19 protein-coding genes are annotated in these 16,188 nt (G+C 30.6%); all 19 read left to right on the forward strand.

What is annotated here, in order from left to right:
* On the forward strand, window positions 1-496 hold a 496-nt coding region (locus Q0L65_RS02930; RefSeq protein ID WP_296683278.1), incomplete at its 5' end, for a hypothetical protein.
* A gap of 13 nt (window positions 497-509) precedes the next feature.
* Window positions 510-632, forward strand: coding sequence for a hypothetical protein (locus Q0L65_RS02935; protein ID WP_296683281.1), 123 nt, complete (start codon window positions 510-512; stop codon window positions 630-632).
* 43 nt (window positions 633-675) lie between these two features.
* Window positions 676-993 (forward strand): hypothetical protein, encoded by a 318-nt coding sequence (locus Q0L65_RS02940; RefSeq protein ID WP_296683282.1) that lies wholly within the window; start codon window positions 676-678, stop codon window positions 991-993.
* A gap of 127 nt (window positions 994-1,120) precedes the next feature.
* On the forward strand, window positions 1,121-1,447 hold the full coding sequence (locus Q0L65_RS02945; protein ID WP_296683285.1) for a hypothetical protein: 327 nt from the start codon (window positions 1,121-1,123) through the stop codon (window positions 1,445-1,447).
* Window positions 1,444-1,854, forward strand: coding sequence for a hypothetical protein (locus Q0L65_RS02950; RefSeq protein ID WP_296683287.1), 411 nt, complete (start codon window positions 1,444-1,446; stop codon window positions 1,852-1,854). The genes Q0L65_RS02945 and Q0L65_RS02950 overlap by 4 nt, the downstream gene beginning before the upstream one ends.
* A 1,013-nt stretch (window positions 1,855-2,867) precedes the next feature.
* Window positions 2,868-3,302 carry a hypothetical protein gene (locus Q0L65_RS02955; protein ID WP_296683289.1) on the forward strand — a complete coding sequence of 145 codons (435 nt, stop codon included), beginning with the start codon at window positions 2,868-2,870 and terminating at the stop codon, window positions 3,300-3,302.
* Window positions 3,292-4,650 (forward strand): terminase family protein, encoded by a 1,359-nt coding sequence (locus Q0L65_RS02960; protein ID WP_296683292.1) that lies wholly within the window; start codon window positions 3,292-3,294, stop codon window positions 4,648-4,650. The genes Q0L65_RS02955 and Q0L65_RS02960 overlap by 11 nt, the downstream gene beginning before the upstream one ends.
* Window positions 4,651-4,730: 80 nt before the next feature.
* Window positions 4,731-6,356 carry a hypothetical protein gene (locus Q0L65_RS02965; protein ID WP_296683294.1) on the forward strand — a complete coding sequence of 542 codons (1,626 nt, stop codon included), beginning with the start codon at window positions 4,731-4,733 and terminating at the stop codon, window positions 6,354-6,356.
* A 43-nt stretch (window positions 6,357-6,399) separates the two neighbouring features.
* The gene (locus Q0L65_RS02970; protein ID WP_296683297.1) at window positions 6,400-6,843 is read left to right on the forward strand and encodes a hypothetical protein; all 444 of its coding nucleotides are present in this window, start codon (window positions 6,400-6,402) and stop codon (window positions 6,841-6,843) included.
* Window positions 6,844-6,847: 4 nt separating this feature from the next.
* Window positions 6,848-7,642 carry a hypothetical protein gene (locus Q0L65_RS02975; protein ID WP_296683298.1) on the forward strand — a complete coding sequence of 265 codons (795 nt, stop codon included), beginning with the start codon at window positions 6,848-6,850 and terminating at the stop codon, window positions 7,640-7,642.
* A gap of 1 nt (window position 7,643) precedes the next feature.
* Window positions 7,644-7,817, forward strand: coding sequence for a hypothetical protein (locus Q0L65_RS02980; protein ID WP_296683300.1), 174 nt, complete (start codon window positions 7,644-7,646; stop codon window positions 7,815-7,817).
* Window positions 7,818-8,188: 371 nt separating this feature from the next.
* Complete coding sequence (locus Q0L65_RS02985; protein ID WP_296683302.1) at window positions 8,189-9,214, forward strand: hypothetical protein; 1,026 nt, start codon at window positions 8,189-8,191, stop codon at window positions 9,212-9,214.
* 3 nt (window positions 9,215-9,217) lie between these two features.
* Complete coding sequence (locus Q0L65_RS02990) at window positions 9,218-10,291, forward strand: hypothetical protein (RefSeq protein ID WP_296683305.1); 1,074 nt, start codon at window positions 9,218-9,220, stop codon at window positions 10,289-10,291.
* Entirely contained in the window at window positions 10,291-10,830 is a 540-nt protein-coding gene (locus Q0L65_RS02995; protein ID WP_296683307.1) for a hypothetical protein, read from the forward strand. Before Q0L65_RS02990 ends, Q0L65_RS02995 begins: the two co-directional genes overlap by 1 nt.
* Complete coding sequence (locus Q0L65_RS03000) at window positions 10,820-11,062, forward strand: hypothetical protein (RefSeq protein ID WP_296683310.1); 243 nt, start codon at window positions 10,820-10,822, stop codon at window positions 11,060-11,062. The genes Q0L65_RS02995 and Q0L65_RS03000 overlap by 11 nt, the downstream gene beginning before the upstream one ends.
* A gap of 2 nt (window positions 11,063-11,064) precedes the next feature.
* Window positions 11,065-11,991, forward strand: coding sequence for a hypothetical protein (locus Q0L65_RS03005; RefSeq protein ID WP_296683312.1), 927 nt, complete (start codon window positions 11,065-11,067; stop codon window positions 11,989-11,991).
* Window positions 11,992-12,055: 64 nt separating this feature from the next.
* Window positions 12,056-12,499, forward strand: coding sequence for a hypothetical protein (locus tag Q0L65_RS03010; RefSeq protein WP_296683314.1), 444 nt, complete (start codon window positions 12,056-12,058; stop codon window positions 12,497-12,499).
* 2 nt (window positions 12,500-12,501) lie between these two features.
* Window positions 12,502-13,143, forward strand: a complete 642-nt coding sequence (locus Q0L65_RS03015) for a hypothetical protein (RefSeq protein WP_296683317.1) — start codon at window positions 12,502-12,504, stop codon at window positions 13,141-13,143.
* 86 nt (window positions 13,144-13,229) lie between these two features.
* Window positions 13,230-16,187, forward strand: coding sequence for a hypothetical protein (locus tag Q0L65_RS03020; RefSeq protein WP_296683319.1), 2,958 nt, complete (start codon window positions 13,230-13,232; stop codon window positions 16,185-16,187).
* Window position 16,188 lies beyond the last annotated feature (1 nt).

Genomic DNA, 16,188 nt, shown 5'->3' on the forward strand with positions numbered 1-16,188 from the left:
TGTTTTCGACTCTTATAATATAGATGACGATTTTGAAAACGATTTTTCAAAATATAACTCCGAACAATTTTGGGATAATTTCGACTATAACAAATACAAAACCAAAATTCAAGAACTTGCTGCTGAATTTTCAATGTACGAAATTGACGAAAATTTCGTAACAATTAAGGCGGGTGAATTATATAGCCCTAGATACTACAATTTTGACACTGACAATATTGAATTAACGGTGGAATTTGACAAAGTCAAATTATTAGAAAATTTAGATAAAAATGATTTTAATACGTTTTTGAAAGAAAATTATAGTTATTATGACGGCTTTTACTCGTTTACAGCCAATAACTTTGACGAGTGGTACATTGACTACAAAGACGAAAAAGAAACGGCTATCGGGGCTTTGTTAACGTATTTGTTTAAAGACTCAGAATATCAAGAAAGTTTTAATTTATACGTTTATGAAAATATCGGTTTTTACTCAGACTTTTACATTAACTAAAAATTTATAAAAAATGGAATACATCATCTGGGGACAAACAAACCCGCAAGAACCAGAAAAAATACTTTGTACAAAGGTAGAAAATAAACTAATAACGGATAAAACACAAGCCGAAAAAACTTTGTTTGGTATTTGAATGGTAAAGAGTGGAACGGAAATTTAATAGATATTAATTAATTATGAAATTAAAAGATATTCACAGCAATATAGACGAATCAATTTGGCTATTAAAACAATCTAGTGAATTTGAAACTTTAGCAAGTTTTAAAGAGAAAGTTAAAGAACTTGAAAGTATAAATTTGAAGCGTATGGAGTTAACCTTAAAACAGTTTGGCAAATTGCAAGATTCTAAAAAAGAATTTTTAGACCTTAATAATATTTTAGATATTGAAATTTCAAACATAGATAATCCAATTGCAAAAGCTAATATGCTAAAAACAAAATTTAAAACGTTAAAAATTATTCTTGAAATCGAAAAACAAATTAATAATATATGAATAAAGAAAGAATAATACGATTATATCTCGATTATGTTAATAATTTTATAAGCGTTGACAATTGGCGAGAGTACCACAATTTAACAAAATTAGAAAGCAACTATATATTAAAAAAAGGCAAAAGATTATGCAAGTAAAAAACCCTATAAAAAATACTAAGTTAGTAAGTAAAAAGTATTTTATTGAAGCGTTAAAAATTAGATTTGGATTAACAATTGATAAAGATAGTATTAATAAATATATTGATAATTTCAATTGTAACTCTCACACATATAACGAGGTAAGCCCAAAAGTATTTACAGTCACTTTTAAAGATAGTTTTGGATTTAGCTGGTCTAATACTCAAGGGTGGTTCTATAAAGAACATACAGAGCCAAAGAGTTTATTATTTAAAGAGTTTAAAGAGTTTATAAACTCACATACTTTTATAATTGATAAACACTTTTATGTATGAACTCAGTTAATAGTAAAGTAATACTTAAGAAACTTAACCGTTTAAATAATGTAAACAAATATGCTTATAATTTAGTTATTGATATAAGTAACGGACAAACGGAAATACAACCAGTATATAAAGTCCCCGACAAATTGACTGTTATTGATATATATGATGAACTTATAAGTATATTAATCAAATTAAACATTAACTTTGTAGTTGAGAATAATGCACCACGAAAGGGGCGGATAGGTATAAAAGTAATTATAAAAACTAAAATAGTTAACATACATTGTATGTTAGCTAAAAAAGCTAACACAAATGGAAACAATACAACAAAAATACCAACGATTAAGGGAGGAATTAAGGGCGGAAACGCAAGAGAATTTAATCTTAGCAAAGAAAATATACCTCAAACAATTTGAAATTGATAACAATTTAAACGAAGTTTAATTTATAATAGGAGAACAACTTATAAAATTAACAACAAAATAGGACAACTTTAAACCACGTTAACAGCGTGGTTTTTTTATGCGCAATCGTAGCAAAGTCAGGCGGTGCAAGGCTTTTAGTAGGGTTTAAATGTGGTAAGGGTTGACAAAAACATACAACGACAAAAACCAAAATGTACGCGCGCCCTTAATTACAATTTTGAAGCGAAAACCTTTAAAAGGTTACATTTTATAAGGTTTTACCCTTAAAAGGGTTGCATTTTGTAAGGTTTTACCCTGAAGCGAACACCTCTGAAGCGGGTAACCTTTGCCCTCTTTCCTTTGAAGCGGGTAAATTTTGTAAGAATTTACCTTTGAAGCGATAGCCCCGATAAGGTATAATTTTGTAAGAACCCGAACAAATTAACCCCGATAAGGTATAAAAGTAGCAGCCAATTGCCTTTTTAAAGGTTAAATTAGTACCCCCTACCCCATCGAGATTTGAGAGGAGAGGGGCTTATGACCCCCTATAAAAATTTTTACCACTAAAATACTATTAAGTTATTAACACTTTATTAACAGCAGTTAGTTAAGTTTACTTAATTAACTGAAATCAAATCAATATTTGTAGGAAGATTTTTCCTACATTTTAAAAATAGTTCAGTACACATTAATGTTTCATTAACACTTTTTGCAACGCATTTTAGGTTAAAAATATGTTCTTCAAGACCAAAATCAATGATGACTACTTCTTTTTATCTTTTCCAACTTTAGTTATAAAATACACTAAAAAAGCTATTCTATTTATTTTCAGTACTTTAGCTTTTTAGACAGTACGCATTACGTTGACAATTTGCGTTTTTTAGGGACACCCCCCTTGCTTTTTATATTTTTTAGGGGGGTGTCCCCTAAAATCCACTTTCAATGTAGTAAATGTGTACTTTATATATTTATTTATTTTGTATTAAAAAAAAGAGTATATTTGTAGCAGTAACAATATTATAATTATGGTTTATTCTGAATTAGAGAAGAAAGAGAAAATTGATTTAATAATTGATTTAATAGAAGAAGGTGGTTCTATTCGTTCTATTTTAAGACGACCTGATACTGTTGGTAATAAAACATTTTATACTTGGTTAGAAGCATCTGAGGAATTACAGGAGCGTTATAAAGCTGCTACTAAGAAGAGAGCTGATAATATCTTTGAAGAGTTATTGGAAATTGCTGATAAGCAGTCAGCAGATATGGAAATTAATGAACGTGGCGAACAAGTAATTAATCATAATGTTATCAATCGCTCAAGACTACAGATTGATACTCGTAAATGGATGTTAGGTAAATTGAACCCTACTAAATATGGCGATAAGTTAGATGTAACTTCAGGAGGAGATAAACTTCAAGCTGTGCCAATTGTAGGAATGAAAATTCTGAATGAAGAATAAACAAATAAGTTTAAATGTTCGTGGTAATGTTAAGCAGCTTCAAGCTGTTAAGTATTGGATAGATGATACTACGATTGACATTGCCTACGGAGGCTCAAAAGGAAGCGGAAAGAGTTTCTTGGGGTGTTCACTCATTTGTGCCGATGCACTTATGTACCCAGGGACTCATTACTTCATTGCTAGAAAGACACTGACTGACTTAAGAAAGTTTACAATTCCATCAGTTCACGAGATATTAGATATTTGGGGAATAGGGAAAGAGTACTACAAGTACAACGGTCAGGACAACTACTTCCATTTTCATAATGGATCTAAAATATTTTTATTAGATGCTAAGTACCAACCGTCAGATCCGAACTATATGCGTTTTGGTTCGATGCAGATGACAAGAGGTTGGATTGAAGAAGCTGGAGAGTTTGAGTTAGAGTGTAAGAATAACTTACAGGCTTCTATTGGTCGTTGGAAGAATAAAGAATATAACTTAGCTCCGAAATTACTTCAAACGTGTAACCCTTCTAAGAATTATTTATACAAGGATTACTACAAGTTAAACTTGGAGAATACACTTCCATTTTACAGAAAGTTTATTCAAGCATTACCAAGTGATAATAAGACATTGCCGAAAGAATACATTCCCAATTTGATTAATATCTTATCACCAAATGAAATTCAACGTTTGGTGTATGGGAATTGGGAGTTTGATGATAACCCGTATGCGTTATTTGATTATCAAGATATTTTAGGATTATATACCAATGAGTTTGTTAAGCCTACAGAGGATAGATATATCACAGCAGATATTGCTTATACTGGAGCAGATAAATTTGTGATTATGGTATGGGCTGGATTTGTAGTTGTTAAGATTATTGCTATTGATAAAATTGACGATACAATGGTTAGTAAGAAGATAAATGATTTGAGGATTCAATACCGAGTACCGCTTAAAAATGTGATTTATGATGCTGATGGACTGCAAACCTTTACAAGAAACTCTTCTAAGAGTGGTAATTTAGTAGGAGCTGTAGGATTTCATAATAATGGGGTTCCAGTTCGAATATTAGGAAAGAAAGAGAACTTCAAGAATTTAAAAGCTCAGGTGTACGAATTTTTCGCACAACAAGTTAAAGACTCAAAGGTATTTATTCAAGACACTTCTTTTAGAAAGCAAGTGATTGAAGAGCTGGAGCAAATAAATAAAAATCCAATGCTTGATGATGGTAAATATACATTAGAGCCTAAGAGTAAAGTAAGAGAAAGATTAGGAAGGTCTCCTGATTTTGCTGATGCTTTAGCGATGCGATTCTATTTTGAATTGAAAGGAAGACCTAAGGTAATGATTAGGTGGTAACCTATATAAATTTTCATAATGACGAATATCGTAATTATGTTAATATTTTTTAGTAAATTTGTAGCTTTAAACATAGAAAAATGATTTTCAACACTGACCAAGAAGCGATTGATGCTATCAAAGCCAATCTAAAAATAAACGAAGAGTTCCTTGAAATGCGTGAAAGCTCTGATGAGTTAAAGGCATTAGTAAATGGAGATGACTTTATCGAAGAACTTATCTGTAAGATTGATGGGATTGAAAGCGATAAAAAAGCCTTGGCTAGAGAAAAGTATAGTCGAAGTATTAAAGATTTATTTGAGAGATTGTTTCAACCTATTGATAATATTTACTATGCTACTGGTGGAGTTAAAGACTATGATATTTTAAATGAAAGTATTAAAACTGAGTTCATAAAAAAGATTGCAAGCATTAGAGATAATAAACCACTCTCGGAATGGGTACAGAAAAATGCGATAAAATTAATGAATACTGATCCTAATGGATTGATATTTTTAGAATATACCACAACTCCCACTGTTGACATTTATCCAACTTATAAGTCTATCGAGAAGATTAGATACTACGAATCTAATGGTCAATTAGTGGAGTTTGTGATATTTGAACCAAAGACTAAAGATGGAAGAACATTTTGGAGAATTGTTGATGATTTAAATGATAAAGTATTTGAGCAGATTGGAATGGACTTTGTACTTATTCCTGAATTGTCATTTGAGCATCCATTCGGTCAAACTCCAGCTTTAATCTGTTCTAATATTCAAATACCAGGAGAAGAGGAGAAGTTATCAGCTATTGACGGAATAATTGATGCAGCAAAAGAATATGCTAGAGATCAATCATTTTTGACATTATATAAAATTTATAAGGGAAATCCTATATTTTGGAAGTATGTTCAGTACTGTGGCGAATGTGCTGGAACAGGAAAAAGTGCTGAAGGAAGCTGTTCAGTTTGTAACGGTCACGGTAAGATGGTATCAAAGAATGATGTTACAGATGTTGTTGAGTTACCAGTTCCTGATAGTACAGATGCTCCAATTATTGCGCCTAATATCGCTGGGTTTATATCTCCAGACTTAGATGTTTGGAAACAGTACAATGAAGAGCTTGGAAAATTAGAAGAAAGTATCTATAAAACGCACTGGGGAACATTCTACGGAGTAAGTAAAAACACTGGAAGTATTAAAACAGCTACTGAGGTAATGTTTGATAAACAGCCAATGGAGAATAAACTAAATATGTATGCTGACTTTGTGGAGTATATTGAGTGGAAAATTTCAGAATGGATATTGAATTTTTACGATACAACTAAAGATAAAAATGAAAGTAGAATTACTATCAATTTAGGTCGTAGATATATTATTGAAAGTTATGATACTTTGTTAGAGCGTTATGAAAATGCAGTGAAGTTACAAGATAATAGCGTAGTGCTTGATAAATTATTTGGAGAGTATTTAGGAGCTAAATATAGAAATAATCCTATTGATTTGCATATCAATTTATTGAAAGCGAAATTAGAGCCATACTTGCATTTGAATTTAACAGATGTTATTGCTATCTTTGGACAAGAAGAAGCGCAAAGAAAAGTATTATTTAATAAATGGTGGAAGACCGTTACTGATTACTACAAATCAGAAGAAGAATTGAATACTGAGTTTAATGCTTGGTTCGAGATAAATAAGAAACCTATATCAACACCTACTGCTTAGTAGGTGTTATAACAGATTTATTTAATAACTAAAAACAAAAGAAATGATTGAAACACAAATGGCAGTTTACAAACTGCACAAATTAGCACGTTCAGGTAGTGGATTTGATTTAGCAGTACGTCTTGGATTGGAAAGAGACTTACACGTTGTTCAAACCGAATATGCAAATCAAGTAAATGCGCATTCACAAATGAATGGTTTATACTACGAGAAAGATGAAAGAGCTACTAAGTTATACTTAGAGAAAAAACCTTTTAAAATGGTAAAAGAGTATGTAGAATATGTTGAAGTAAAAGATGAAGAGATTATAACAGAAGAAATCGTGCTTCCAACTATCAAAGATACTACAAAATCTATCGAACAAGAATCACTTCCTAAGACAAGAGATGAGTTAGCTAAAATTTATGAGAAAAAATCAGGAAAAAAAGCTAAACCAATGTGGGGTATCAATAAATTAACTCAAGAACTAGAACTTTTAAAACAATAAGGAAATGGCAGTAGAAAATTTAAATGAAATTGAAACAAGTTTAGGATTAGAGCCTGGTAAACTATCAGAAATGATTACTTCAGAAGAATCTCATACAATTGATTTATCTGAAAGAATTATCCTACCAAAAGAAACGTATGAAGAGCGTATCTCTAATTTGAAAAAAGAAGCAGCTACAGCAGCTATTGAAATTGCAGTTAAAGAGCAAAGAAATGCACTTGGATTAGAATTTCAAGGTAAGACTATTGAGAATTTGGTTAATGCAATTAAAGTTAAAGTAGAGACTGATAGTAAAATTGAGCCTGAAGAAAAGTATAAGAACTTAAAGTCTGATTTTGAGAAGTTACAAAGTAATTTAGTTGAAAAAGAGAATGAGTTTACTACTTTTAAAACAAATATTGAAAGACAAAACTCTTTAGCTGAAATTAAGAATGAATTTACTAAGTATGTTCCTGACAATACATTAGTTTCTAAATCAACTATTTTTGTAGAAGCTAAAGAAAAAGGATTTAGCTTTGAAAAAGAAGATGGAAGAGTAGTTATTAAAGATGCAATGGGTAATGTGATCAAAAATGATAGTACATTATCTCCAGTATCGGTTAAAGAATGGGTTACTGAGTTTGTTACTCCATATTTACCAACTGCTACAGGTGGAAGTGGTAAAAAAGATGAACCAGGAGGAGCTAAAACTGGAAGTTTAGAAGCATTTATGAAAGAAGCTGAAAAACAAGGATGGAATGCCTCTCAACAAAATGAAGAGATGGCAAAAAGAATTGCTAATGGAACTTTAAAATTGTAATATGAAAAAGATATTAGAATTTTTACTATCTTTATTCTTTAGTAAAGAAGCTATAGCACTTGTAAGACAAGAGGCTGCTCATAATGGAAGAACTGCATTAACTAGATATGAAAACAAAAAATATTTGTCTAAATTTCAAACTAAAAAAAGGTACAGAAAAGTACCATCTGTCTAAGTTATGGGTCTAATCAAAGGTTACTCGCAAAAAAGCATCTCAAAAAATATCAAAACTGAGATGAAACACGGAAAAAGCCAACGTCAAAGTGTAGCAATCGCCCTGTCTATTGCTCGTGAAGCAAAAAAGAAAAAGAAATAATCTTAAAGCCTTACATAATTGTGAGGCTTTTTTTTTATTATATTTGTATTTCCATTCTTTCTATAACATTTTTTTTGATTAACCTACAAAATCTATTTTTGTAGGTTTTTTATTTTGCATTAATTATTTTTGTATATTTGCTGACAATGGCGGTATGCTACAAAGAAATTAGTCGGTATGACAACAAAAAATAGTAAAAAATATAATTAACTTTTTAAAATTACAAAATTATGGCGAATCGTGCCTCTTCAAATTTGGTTAAGGCTCAAGCTAGACTGCTTGGTGCTTTTCAATCATCTGAATTAAGATTCAGATACCCAGCTACTTATTTAGCTCTTAAAGCAATGTCTCCAGTTATGTTCCCTAATTACTCTGAATTGAGATTAAGAGAAGATAGAACTGTTGAAACTAACTTCGCTGCTCGTTCATCTCGTGCATTAGGAAGTGCAAGAACTCATAACCATACTGGTGTTAAAGGAGATACTGCAATTCTTACTCCAACTTGGGCAAGCTATACAGACAAATTTAATATGTCTTTGAAACAAGCTGACAAATCTTTGTATAATGCTGATGAGCAAATGTTTCAAGAAATTTCTAATGTAGTTGCTAACTTTATGGAAGGTTATGAAACTGCTGCTACAGCTTACTTGTTTAACAACCGTTCAGGAGTTTCTGCTGCTACAGCTTATGGAACTTTTGATGCTACAAATGATACTTTTGAAATTGGAGAAGCTAATCAAGATACAGCTATTCAAATTACTAAAATTGCAATGGATGCTAACAAATATGTTGGCGCTATGAAAGTTTTCTGTGATTCAGTTTCATTTGCTAAGTTTGAAAAACAAGCTGCTCAAGGTGTTTCTAATGCTACTAATTTATCTTTCCAATTTAATGGTGTAACTTTTGTTCACTCTGTAGAATTAGGTGCTTTAGCTGTTGCTTTGGATGCAACTTACACTAAAGGATTTTGGATTGTAGTTCCTGATGGAACTGTAGCTACATTGCCTTGGATTCCAAAACAAAATAGAGAAGGTGTTGTAACTACTGTTGCTAATTATTCTAGCTTGTTAAACCCAGTTGATGCTGAGTCTTATGCTGTACATACTTATGAAGTAGGTGCTGATGATTCTGCTAATAATGGTTATACTCAAGACGTAGTTACTCAATATGAAGTATCTCAAGATTTAGCTTTCGTTAAAGCTCCTTTAACTGCTGCTGGAGAAACTACTATTCAAGCGTTTGCAATCGTAGCATAATAAATGGTTAATATCAATAAAATACAAACAGCTTTGTTAGGTGTTGTAGGGTTTAAACAACCTTACAACCCTAACTATGCTATTGTAGATAGTGCGAATCAATTAAGTAGCTCAGGGTACTTTGTAACGGATAATCCGTATGCAAAGATTGAGTATATAAAAGATAATCAAGATTATTTGCAAATAAGTAATACTGATTTCAATCTTTTTCTTAAAGATTTAAAGAAATCTGCAATTTCAAATGTATGTAATCAAGTTTTTAATGAATTTGATTTTATTGATAGAACTTTACTTTACAAAAATGCTTCTAATAAAGAACATTTAGAGACTGTACAAGATGCGTTTGTAGGTTATAGAATTAGAGTAACTAAAGATAATGATGTTGCATTCAAAATTAATCGAGTTTTACTTGATTTTCAAGGTGGAGGAGATATTGAATTATTTCTTTGGAATACAGCTAAAAAAGCTGCTATATTCTCTAAGATAATTACTATAACTACAGATCATCAAGAAGAAATTCTTGATTGGGCAATTGATAACTCTGGTTCTACTTATAAGGGAGAATACTATTTAGGATATAATACAGCAACTACATTTACTACTCCATTTAAAAGAGATTGGAATGCAGGTAATGTATTGAGTCATCCTACTAATTTAGAGATTTATCCTATTAAAGTTTTAGGGCATAATACTGATTTGTTATTTGATTTAACAAAGATTCAAGGAATGGGCGAATCAAATGGTCTTAACTTTGATATTACAGTATATGATGACTATACTGATTTTGTGATTAATAATAAAATGTTATTTGCAAGAGCAATTCAATTAGATGCAATTATCAATTGTATTCAATTGTATTTATCATCTTTGAGAAGTAATTCAAACCAGGCTCACTCTGCTCAATTGTATGAAAAAATTATGATTGAATTAGAAGGAACATCTGCTGGAAGTATCGTAAATGTAGTTGGATTAAAAAATCAATTAGTTGGCGAAATTGCTACTATCAGAAGTGAAATTCAAAAGATGAGAATGGGATTTAAAAAAGCGAATCAAATTTTAGTATCAACATTACTATAATGGCAAATAATTTAAAGATAAACCCAATAGGCTTAGATGCAGTAATAGCTAAAATACAAGTAAAATTGTATAATAAGCTAACTACTTTATGGGGAGTAACTTTAGATGGTTATCCAAGATGTTATGAAATTAAAAGAGATAAAAAAACAACTATCGAGCATTTTGTAAATGCTAATGACTATGTTTCTTTAATTCACGTTGATAATAATAAATTCTTTTTTTTAAATAAAAAAGATTACAAACAAAATAGTAATAGAGCTTTTGATACTGAAGTAGAATTATATTTTATTTTAAATGTAAAAGAGTGTAAGGGTTCTATCAATCATCGTGCAGATGAGGAGGTTAGATTAGATGTAATGAATATTTTATCTACAATTGGAAATATAGGAATTGATACTGTAATTTCTACTGGTATAGAGAGTGTTTTCAAAGGATATGATTATCGATTTACTGATGATATGCAACCATACCATTGTTTTAAAATAACAATGTCTGTGAATGATTTTAAACTAAATCAAACAAACTGTAATGGCGAGTAAAAAAAGAAAAACTAATGTTGAAGAGCTAAGCTCTAACATTAAACTTGAAGTAACTGAAAATACAATAGTAGGAATGGGAGATCCTAATCCTAGTTTTAAATTAGAAGTTAAACAAGAGTTCAGTATATTGAAATCATTTACCTTAGATAAGCATTATCATATAGGAGATATAATTTTATTATCTGACAAAAGAGTAATTAAAGAATTAAAAATAAATAAATACATTAAATAAAGATGGCATTAATAGACCAATTAAACGTAGTAGCTTGTTCTCAAGGAGATTTGTTAGGAACTGGTATGGAAGGTTGTACTTTTGACTGGAATAGAGTAGCAACAATTGAATTGTCTCCAAGAGGTTATGCTTACACTGCTGAGCAAAACTTAGCTAACATTAAAGAAGGACAACAAAAAGGAGACTTGATTATCTTACAAGGTATCAAATCTTTTGCTTTAGTTCCTGTAGATCCAAATATCAATACTGCTGATGGTTCAGGTTATAAAACTGTAACTGGAGAGATGCCGTATGAGTATGATGTAATGTTTGATAACAATGGTGTAAACTATTGGAAAGCATTGCGTATGTTAAACTCAAAAGACCGTTATAATGTAGCTTTTTATGATATTGAAGGTAATAAAATCTTCACTCAAAATAAAGCTGGAGTTGTAAAAGGATTTGGAGTAAAAATGTTGTTCGTAGGACAATATAAAGGTAAAGAAGGAAATAATCCTGCTGAGGTTAAAATGCAATTGCAGTTAGCTGATTTTTCAGAAATGGAAAGACAGTCTTGGATTTCTGGAGACACTTTAGATTTCTCTGCTGAAAGTGACTTAGAAGGTGTTAATGATGTTAACCTAATCGCTAGTCCTTTAGCTATTGGAGCAACTGAATTAGTGGTTTCTGCTTTATTGTTAGATAAATCTCACTTTGTTGATGGATTATTAGCATCTAATTTTATCGTTAAGAAAAATAATGTAGCAGTTGCTATTTCTGGAGCTGTAGCTGATTCTAACGCTAAGACTTATACGCTTACTATTCCAGCGGCTGAAGCTGCTACATATACTGTAAGTACTTGGGATGCTACTTTAAGCACTCCAATTATTTTAAGTGCTGGAAGTGGATTGCTTTACAAATCTAATATCGCTACCGTAATCGGAGACTAATCAAATAGATTAATAAACTAAAGACCGTAATATTCTTACGGTCTTTTTTTATATCTTTGTATTTATGGCAGGCACTGTTAGTGATTATATGGAACGATTAATTCGAGTTCAATCTCAACTTGGGAATGAAGTCGATGATATTATTGTTAGTAAGGAAGAGCAGATATTAAATCTAAATAGAGAAGATCAATTATTTAACAAAGGAATTGATATAAATGGTTCGTTATTAGGTAAATATAGAAATACATTAAATGGAAGTGGAAGAGGTTATCCTAAAACAGCTGGAGACCCATTTAATTTTTATGATACTGGAAGTTTATTTAGTAATTTTAGTTTATTATCACAAGGAAATGCTAATAAAGTAGTTATTAATAACTCAGATAGTAAGGTAAACTTACTAACTACTAAGTATGGAGATTTTATAGGGCTTACTGAAGAAAATAAATATAGATTGAATTACGAGATAATATATCCTGAATTAATGGCATTTATAAAACAATACTTATAGAAATGGGAGTACCTTATAAAAACGGAAAAGAAACAATTGAATACTACGAAAGTATTAAAGAATTAATATTATGGTCTTGGGATAGATATTTAGCTACAAAAGATAATAATTTTTTTATAGTTGGATATGATGGAAGGCAGCCTAAAATAATTAATGAAAAATTAATTTCCTTAGAAAAACAACTTCAAGATGAGTATTTTATAGAAGTTGATGATAGAGATTTTAATAAGAAGATAGAGAAGTGGATGAAGATAGACAATCTTCAAACAAAATATACGGTAATTAATATGATGCTTGATAGAATGTGGATAGGATTTCCTGATTCACAAATGGATATTAGAGCTGCCTATATTAATAAATTGAATAGATTAGGATTTAAAATGTCTCTTATTAATACTGCTATTGGAGATGCTGAAGAAATACTTCGCATTAGAGAGGAATTGAAAGGCATTATAACACAAATAAAAATAATTAAGGATGAACTAAAGACAGATGCAGTTGTAGAGCATAGAAGCCTTAATTTACAGCTTAAAATTATGTCTAAAGCAATGGAGTTTGGGTTTCAATTAAATCCTAAGGAATTAACTGTTTCTGAATGGATTGAATTATGTAAAGAACTTAAAACTTTATCGCAAAAGAATTAAAATAATCACTACATTTGTAATGTTAAAGGATTAACACTCGGGGATTGATGTAATATACGTCAATCCCCTTTTTAAATTAAAAGATTATGGCAGATAATAGTATAGATTTAGTAGTAAGTAAGGTTGCCTTTGAGCAACTTGATAGATTACTTAACGAGATAAAATTAGCAGATGCAGCAATTACAGCATTAAATGAAAATGCAGGAAAGGCTAAAGCTACTCCAAGTGGTGCTGAAGGTAATGCTGCTGCAAATGCTGCACTCGTTGCTCAAATGAAAGCACTTACTGCTGAGATTGATAAGCAAGCAGCTCAAATTCAGAAATTATCAGAAGCTAAAAAGGCATACAATAGAGAAGTAACTCAAGATTCCGTAAATCAAACTATAAAAAATCAAAAACTAAGAGAGGAATTTAAAGCTACTAGTGACCAAATTGATAACTATCAAAGACTTGATGCTGCTTATAAAAAAGCAGTAAAATCAGCTCAAGATTTAGGAGCGCAATATGGAGCTAATAGTAAGCAATTTTTGACTGCTGCTAACGCTGCTAAAGAACTCGATAGCAAATTAAAGGCTATTGACGGGGCTGTTGGTAAATATGGAAGAAATGTAGGTAATTATGCTAGTGGATGGAATGGATTAGCTAACTCAGTTAATCAATTAACTCGTGAAGCTCCTGCGTTTGCAAATAGTTTGAATACTGGGTTTATGGCATTATCTAATAATATTCCTATATTAGCTGATGAAATTAATAATTTAAAAATAAAAAATGAAGAGTTAGCAGCGAGTGGTAAACCCACGTTATCTGTTACTCAATCTCTTATAAGCGCATTTTTCAGTTGGCAAACCGCTCTTTCCGTTGGTGTTACTTTATTAACTGTTTATGGCGGTAAATTATTAGAATATATTTTTAACACTAATGGTGCTAAAGAATCTACAGACAGATTAACAAAATCGTTAAAAGATAAAGAAGACCAATTAACTAAAAATATTAAACAAATAGAATATGAGGGAGAAATAGACCTTCAGATTGCTAGAAAAAGAGGTGCGTCTGATAAAGAATTATTAGATATAAAAAGAAAAACTGGTGTTCAATTAGTGAATGAATACGAAAAGAATTATGATGAAATAATTAAAAAAATTGATTCTTTTGATAGATATGAAGCATTAAGAGCTGAAGATAAAGGAAAAGCTCTTTTATTTTTACAAAAAAAATATAATGGAGATATAGTAAAGGCTAGAGATGAATATATTAGACGTGAAAAAGCTTATACTAAAGAAAATAGAGATTTATTAGTAGAAGAAAGAAAAAAATTATTAGAAAAACTTAAAAATCAAAATGATAAAAATATATTAGATGAATTAACTAATGAAGCTGATTTAGCTAATAAGAAAACTAAAATAAGAAGAGAGAGATTAACTTTAGACTTTACTGAACAAAAGTCTTTAGCTGCCTTACGAGTTGCTGAATATGAAAAAGAAAAGCAATTAATAGTTGATAAATTAAATGCGTATAAGATTTCTTCAGTAGAGAAATTAGCTTTAGAACAAGAGTTACAAGATAAAACTTATGATGTTTTAGTAAAACAATTTGAAAAAGAAAAAATTATTGCGCAAGAAAGAGGAGATAAAGATAAAGAAAGAAATGATTTACAATTAAAAAATAGTCAAAAAACATCTAAGGATTATGCTTTACATAAATCAAATATTGCCGCAATTGATAATAGAGTCAATAATGAAATAGCTACTGCTCAAGCTAATCTTGATACTAAAAAAGAAACTCAAAATGCTGAGTCAGCTAAAAGAATTGCTGCTTTCAATGCTAAAATGAATGAGCAAAACTTAAATTTAAGAATTGCTTATTTAGATAAAGAAATTGCTGCTAATAAATTAATAATTGATGATGCTGTAAAAGGACAGCATCAAACTTTTGATGATAGACAAAAGGCTTTTAATACTTATATGGTAGAAACTAAGTTGAAAATTGAAGCTGAAAAACAACTAAAATTAGCTCAAGCAACTGATCCTAAAGAAAGAGCAATAATTGAAGAGCATTATAAAGCTATAGCAGCCGCTTTAGATAATATTAAATCTCCAGCTGATAATGCTAATGAAGCTATGAGACAATTAGCAATATCATTTGCTGAAACTTTCTCTTCTTCATCTATATCTCCTACTTTTTTAAAAATGTTTGAAGGAGATAATTCTTTATTTAAGAGAATACAAAAAGGTTCTGCATTTACTAAGGAGTCTTGGATGGCAGATACTAATCAAATAATGGAGGCTACGCAAGAGATGTACAATTTTATATCAAATGCTTCTCAAGAAAATTTTAATGCAGAATATGCTCGTTTAGAAAAGCAAAAAGAAGTAGCTCTTACATTTACTGGAGATAGTGAAAGTGCCAAAGCTAAAGTTCAAGAGGATTATGATAAAAGAAGAAAACAAATAGCCGAAAGAGAATTTAAAGCCAAGAAACAACAATCTATGGTTAATATTGCTATTGATACTGCTCAAGCTATTATTGGAGCTATAGCTTTATCTCCTTTAACATTAGGTATGCCTTGGGCTGCGGCAATTGCTGCATTAGGTGCAGTTCAGTTAGGTGTCGTTGCGGCTCAGGAAATTCCTCAATATTTTGAAGGTACTGATAACCATCCTGGAGGACTAGCCTTAATTAATGACGGCAAAGGAGCTAACTTTAAAGAGACGGTTGTAACTCCTGATGGTAAGGTAAGACAATTTAGCGGAAGAGATGTAGTAATTGATGCTCCTGCTGGAACACAAGTATTTACACACGACCAATGGAATAATGAATTGAATACAATGATGAGAGAGAAAGGTATTTCAATGTCTAATTCATTCACTAGTAAAAGCGGTTTAACATATCAAGAAATGGACTCTATTATTGCTAAACATTTCTCTAAAATTACAACGCAATCGACTACTATAGATAAGAATGGTTTTAATACCTTTGTATCAAACGGAAATAGCAAAACAATTAGAAACCAATCTCGCTATTCGGGTACGGGATTTTCAGTATAAA

Origin of the sequence: Flavobacterium sp. (assembly GCF_024642105.1) — a bacterium.
Taxonomy (GTDB): Bacteria; Bacteroidota; Bacteroidia; order Flavobacteriales; family Flavobacteriaceae; genus Flavobacterium.

What these genes read in the sequence shown, in the direction of transcription:
- Q0L65_RS02935 (WP_296683281.1), top strand. Translation starts at nt 510, where the DNA reads ATGGAATACATCATCTGGGGACAAACAAACCCGCAAGAACCAGAAAAA.
- Q0L65_RS02940 (WP_296683282.1), top strand. Translation starts at nt 676, where the DNA reads ATGAAATTAAAAGATATTCACAGCAATATAGACGAATCAATTTGGCTA.
- Q0L65_RS02945 (WP_296683285.1), top strand. Translation starts at nt 1,121, where the DNA reads ATGCAAGTAAAAAACCCTATAAAAAATACTAAGTTAGTAAGTAAAAAG.
- Q0L65_RS02950 (WP_296683287.1), top strand. Translation starts at nt 1,444, where the DNA reads ATGAACTCAGTTAATAGTAAAGTAATACTTAAGAAACTTAACCGTTTA.
- Q0L65_RS02955 (WP_296683289.1), top strand. Translation starts at nt 2,868, where the DNA reads ATGGTTTATTCTGAATTAGAGAAGAAAGAGAAAATTGATTTAATAATT.
- Q0L65_RS02960 (WP_296683292.1), top strand. Translation starts at nt 3,292, where the DNA reads ATGAAGAATAAACAAATAAGTTTAAATGTTCGTGGTAATGTTAAGCAG.
- Q0L65_RS02965 (WP_296683294.1), top strand. Translation starts at nt 4,731, where the DNA reads ATGATTTTCAACACTGACCAAGAAGCGATTGATGCTATCAAAGCCAAT.
- Q0L65_RS02970 (WP_296683297.1), top strand. Translation starts at nt 6,400, where the DNA reads ATGATTGAAACACAAATGGCAGTTTACAAACTGCACAAATTAGCACGT.
- Q0L65_RS02975 (WP_296683298.1), top strand. Translation starts at nt 6,848, where the DNA reads ATGGCAGTAGAAAATTTAAATGAAATTGAAACAAGTTTAGGATTAGAG.
- Q0L65_RS02980 (WP_296683300.1), top strand. Translation starts at nt 7,644, where the DNA reads ATGAAAAAGATATTAGAATTTTTACTATCTTTATTCTTTAGTAAAGAA.
- Q0L65_RS02985 (WP_296683302.1), top strand. Translation starts at nt 8,189, where the DNA reads ATGGCGAATCGTGCCTCTTCAAATTTGGTTAAGGCTCAAGCTAGACTG.
- Q0L65_RS02990 (WP_296683305.1), top strand. Translation starts at nt 9,218, where the DNA reads ATGGTTAATATCAATAAAATACAAACAGCTTTGTTAGGTGTTGTAGGG.
- Q0L65_RS02995 (WP_296683307.1), top strand. Translation starts at nt 10,291, where the DNA reads ATGGCAAATAATTTAAAGATAAACCCAATAGGCTTAGATGCAGTAATA.
- Q0L65_RS03000 (WP_296683310.1), top strand. Translation starts at nt 10,820, where the DNA reads ATGGCGAGTAAAAAAAGAAAAACTAATGTTGAAGAGCTAAGCTCTAAC.
- Q0L65_RS03005 (WP_296683312.1), top strand. Translation starts at nt 11,065, where the DNA reads ATGGCATTAATAGACCAATTAAACGTAGTAGCTTGTTCTCAAGGAGAT.
- Q0L65_RS03010 (WP_296683314.1), top strand. Translation starts at nt 12,056, where the DNA reads ATGGCAGGCACTGTTAGTGATTATATGGAACGATTAATTCGAGTTCAA.
- Q0L65_RS03015 (WP_296683317.1), top strand. Translation starts at nt 12,502, where the DNA reads ATGGGAGTACCTTATAAAAACGGAAAAGAAACAATTGAATACTACGAA.
- Q0L65_RS03020 (WP_296683319.1), top strand. Translation starts at nt 13,230, where the DNA reads ATGGCAGATAATAGTATAGATTTAGTAGTAAGTAAGGTTGCCTTTGAG.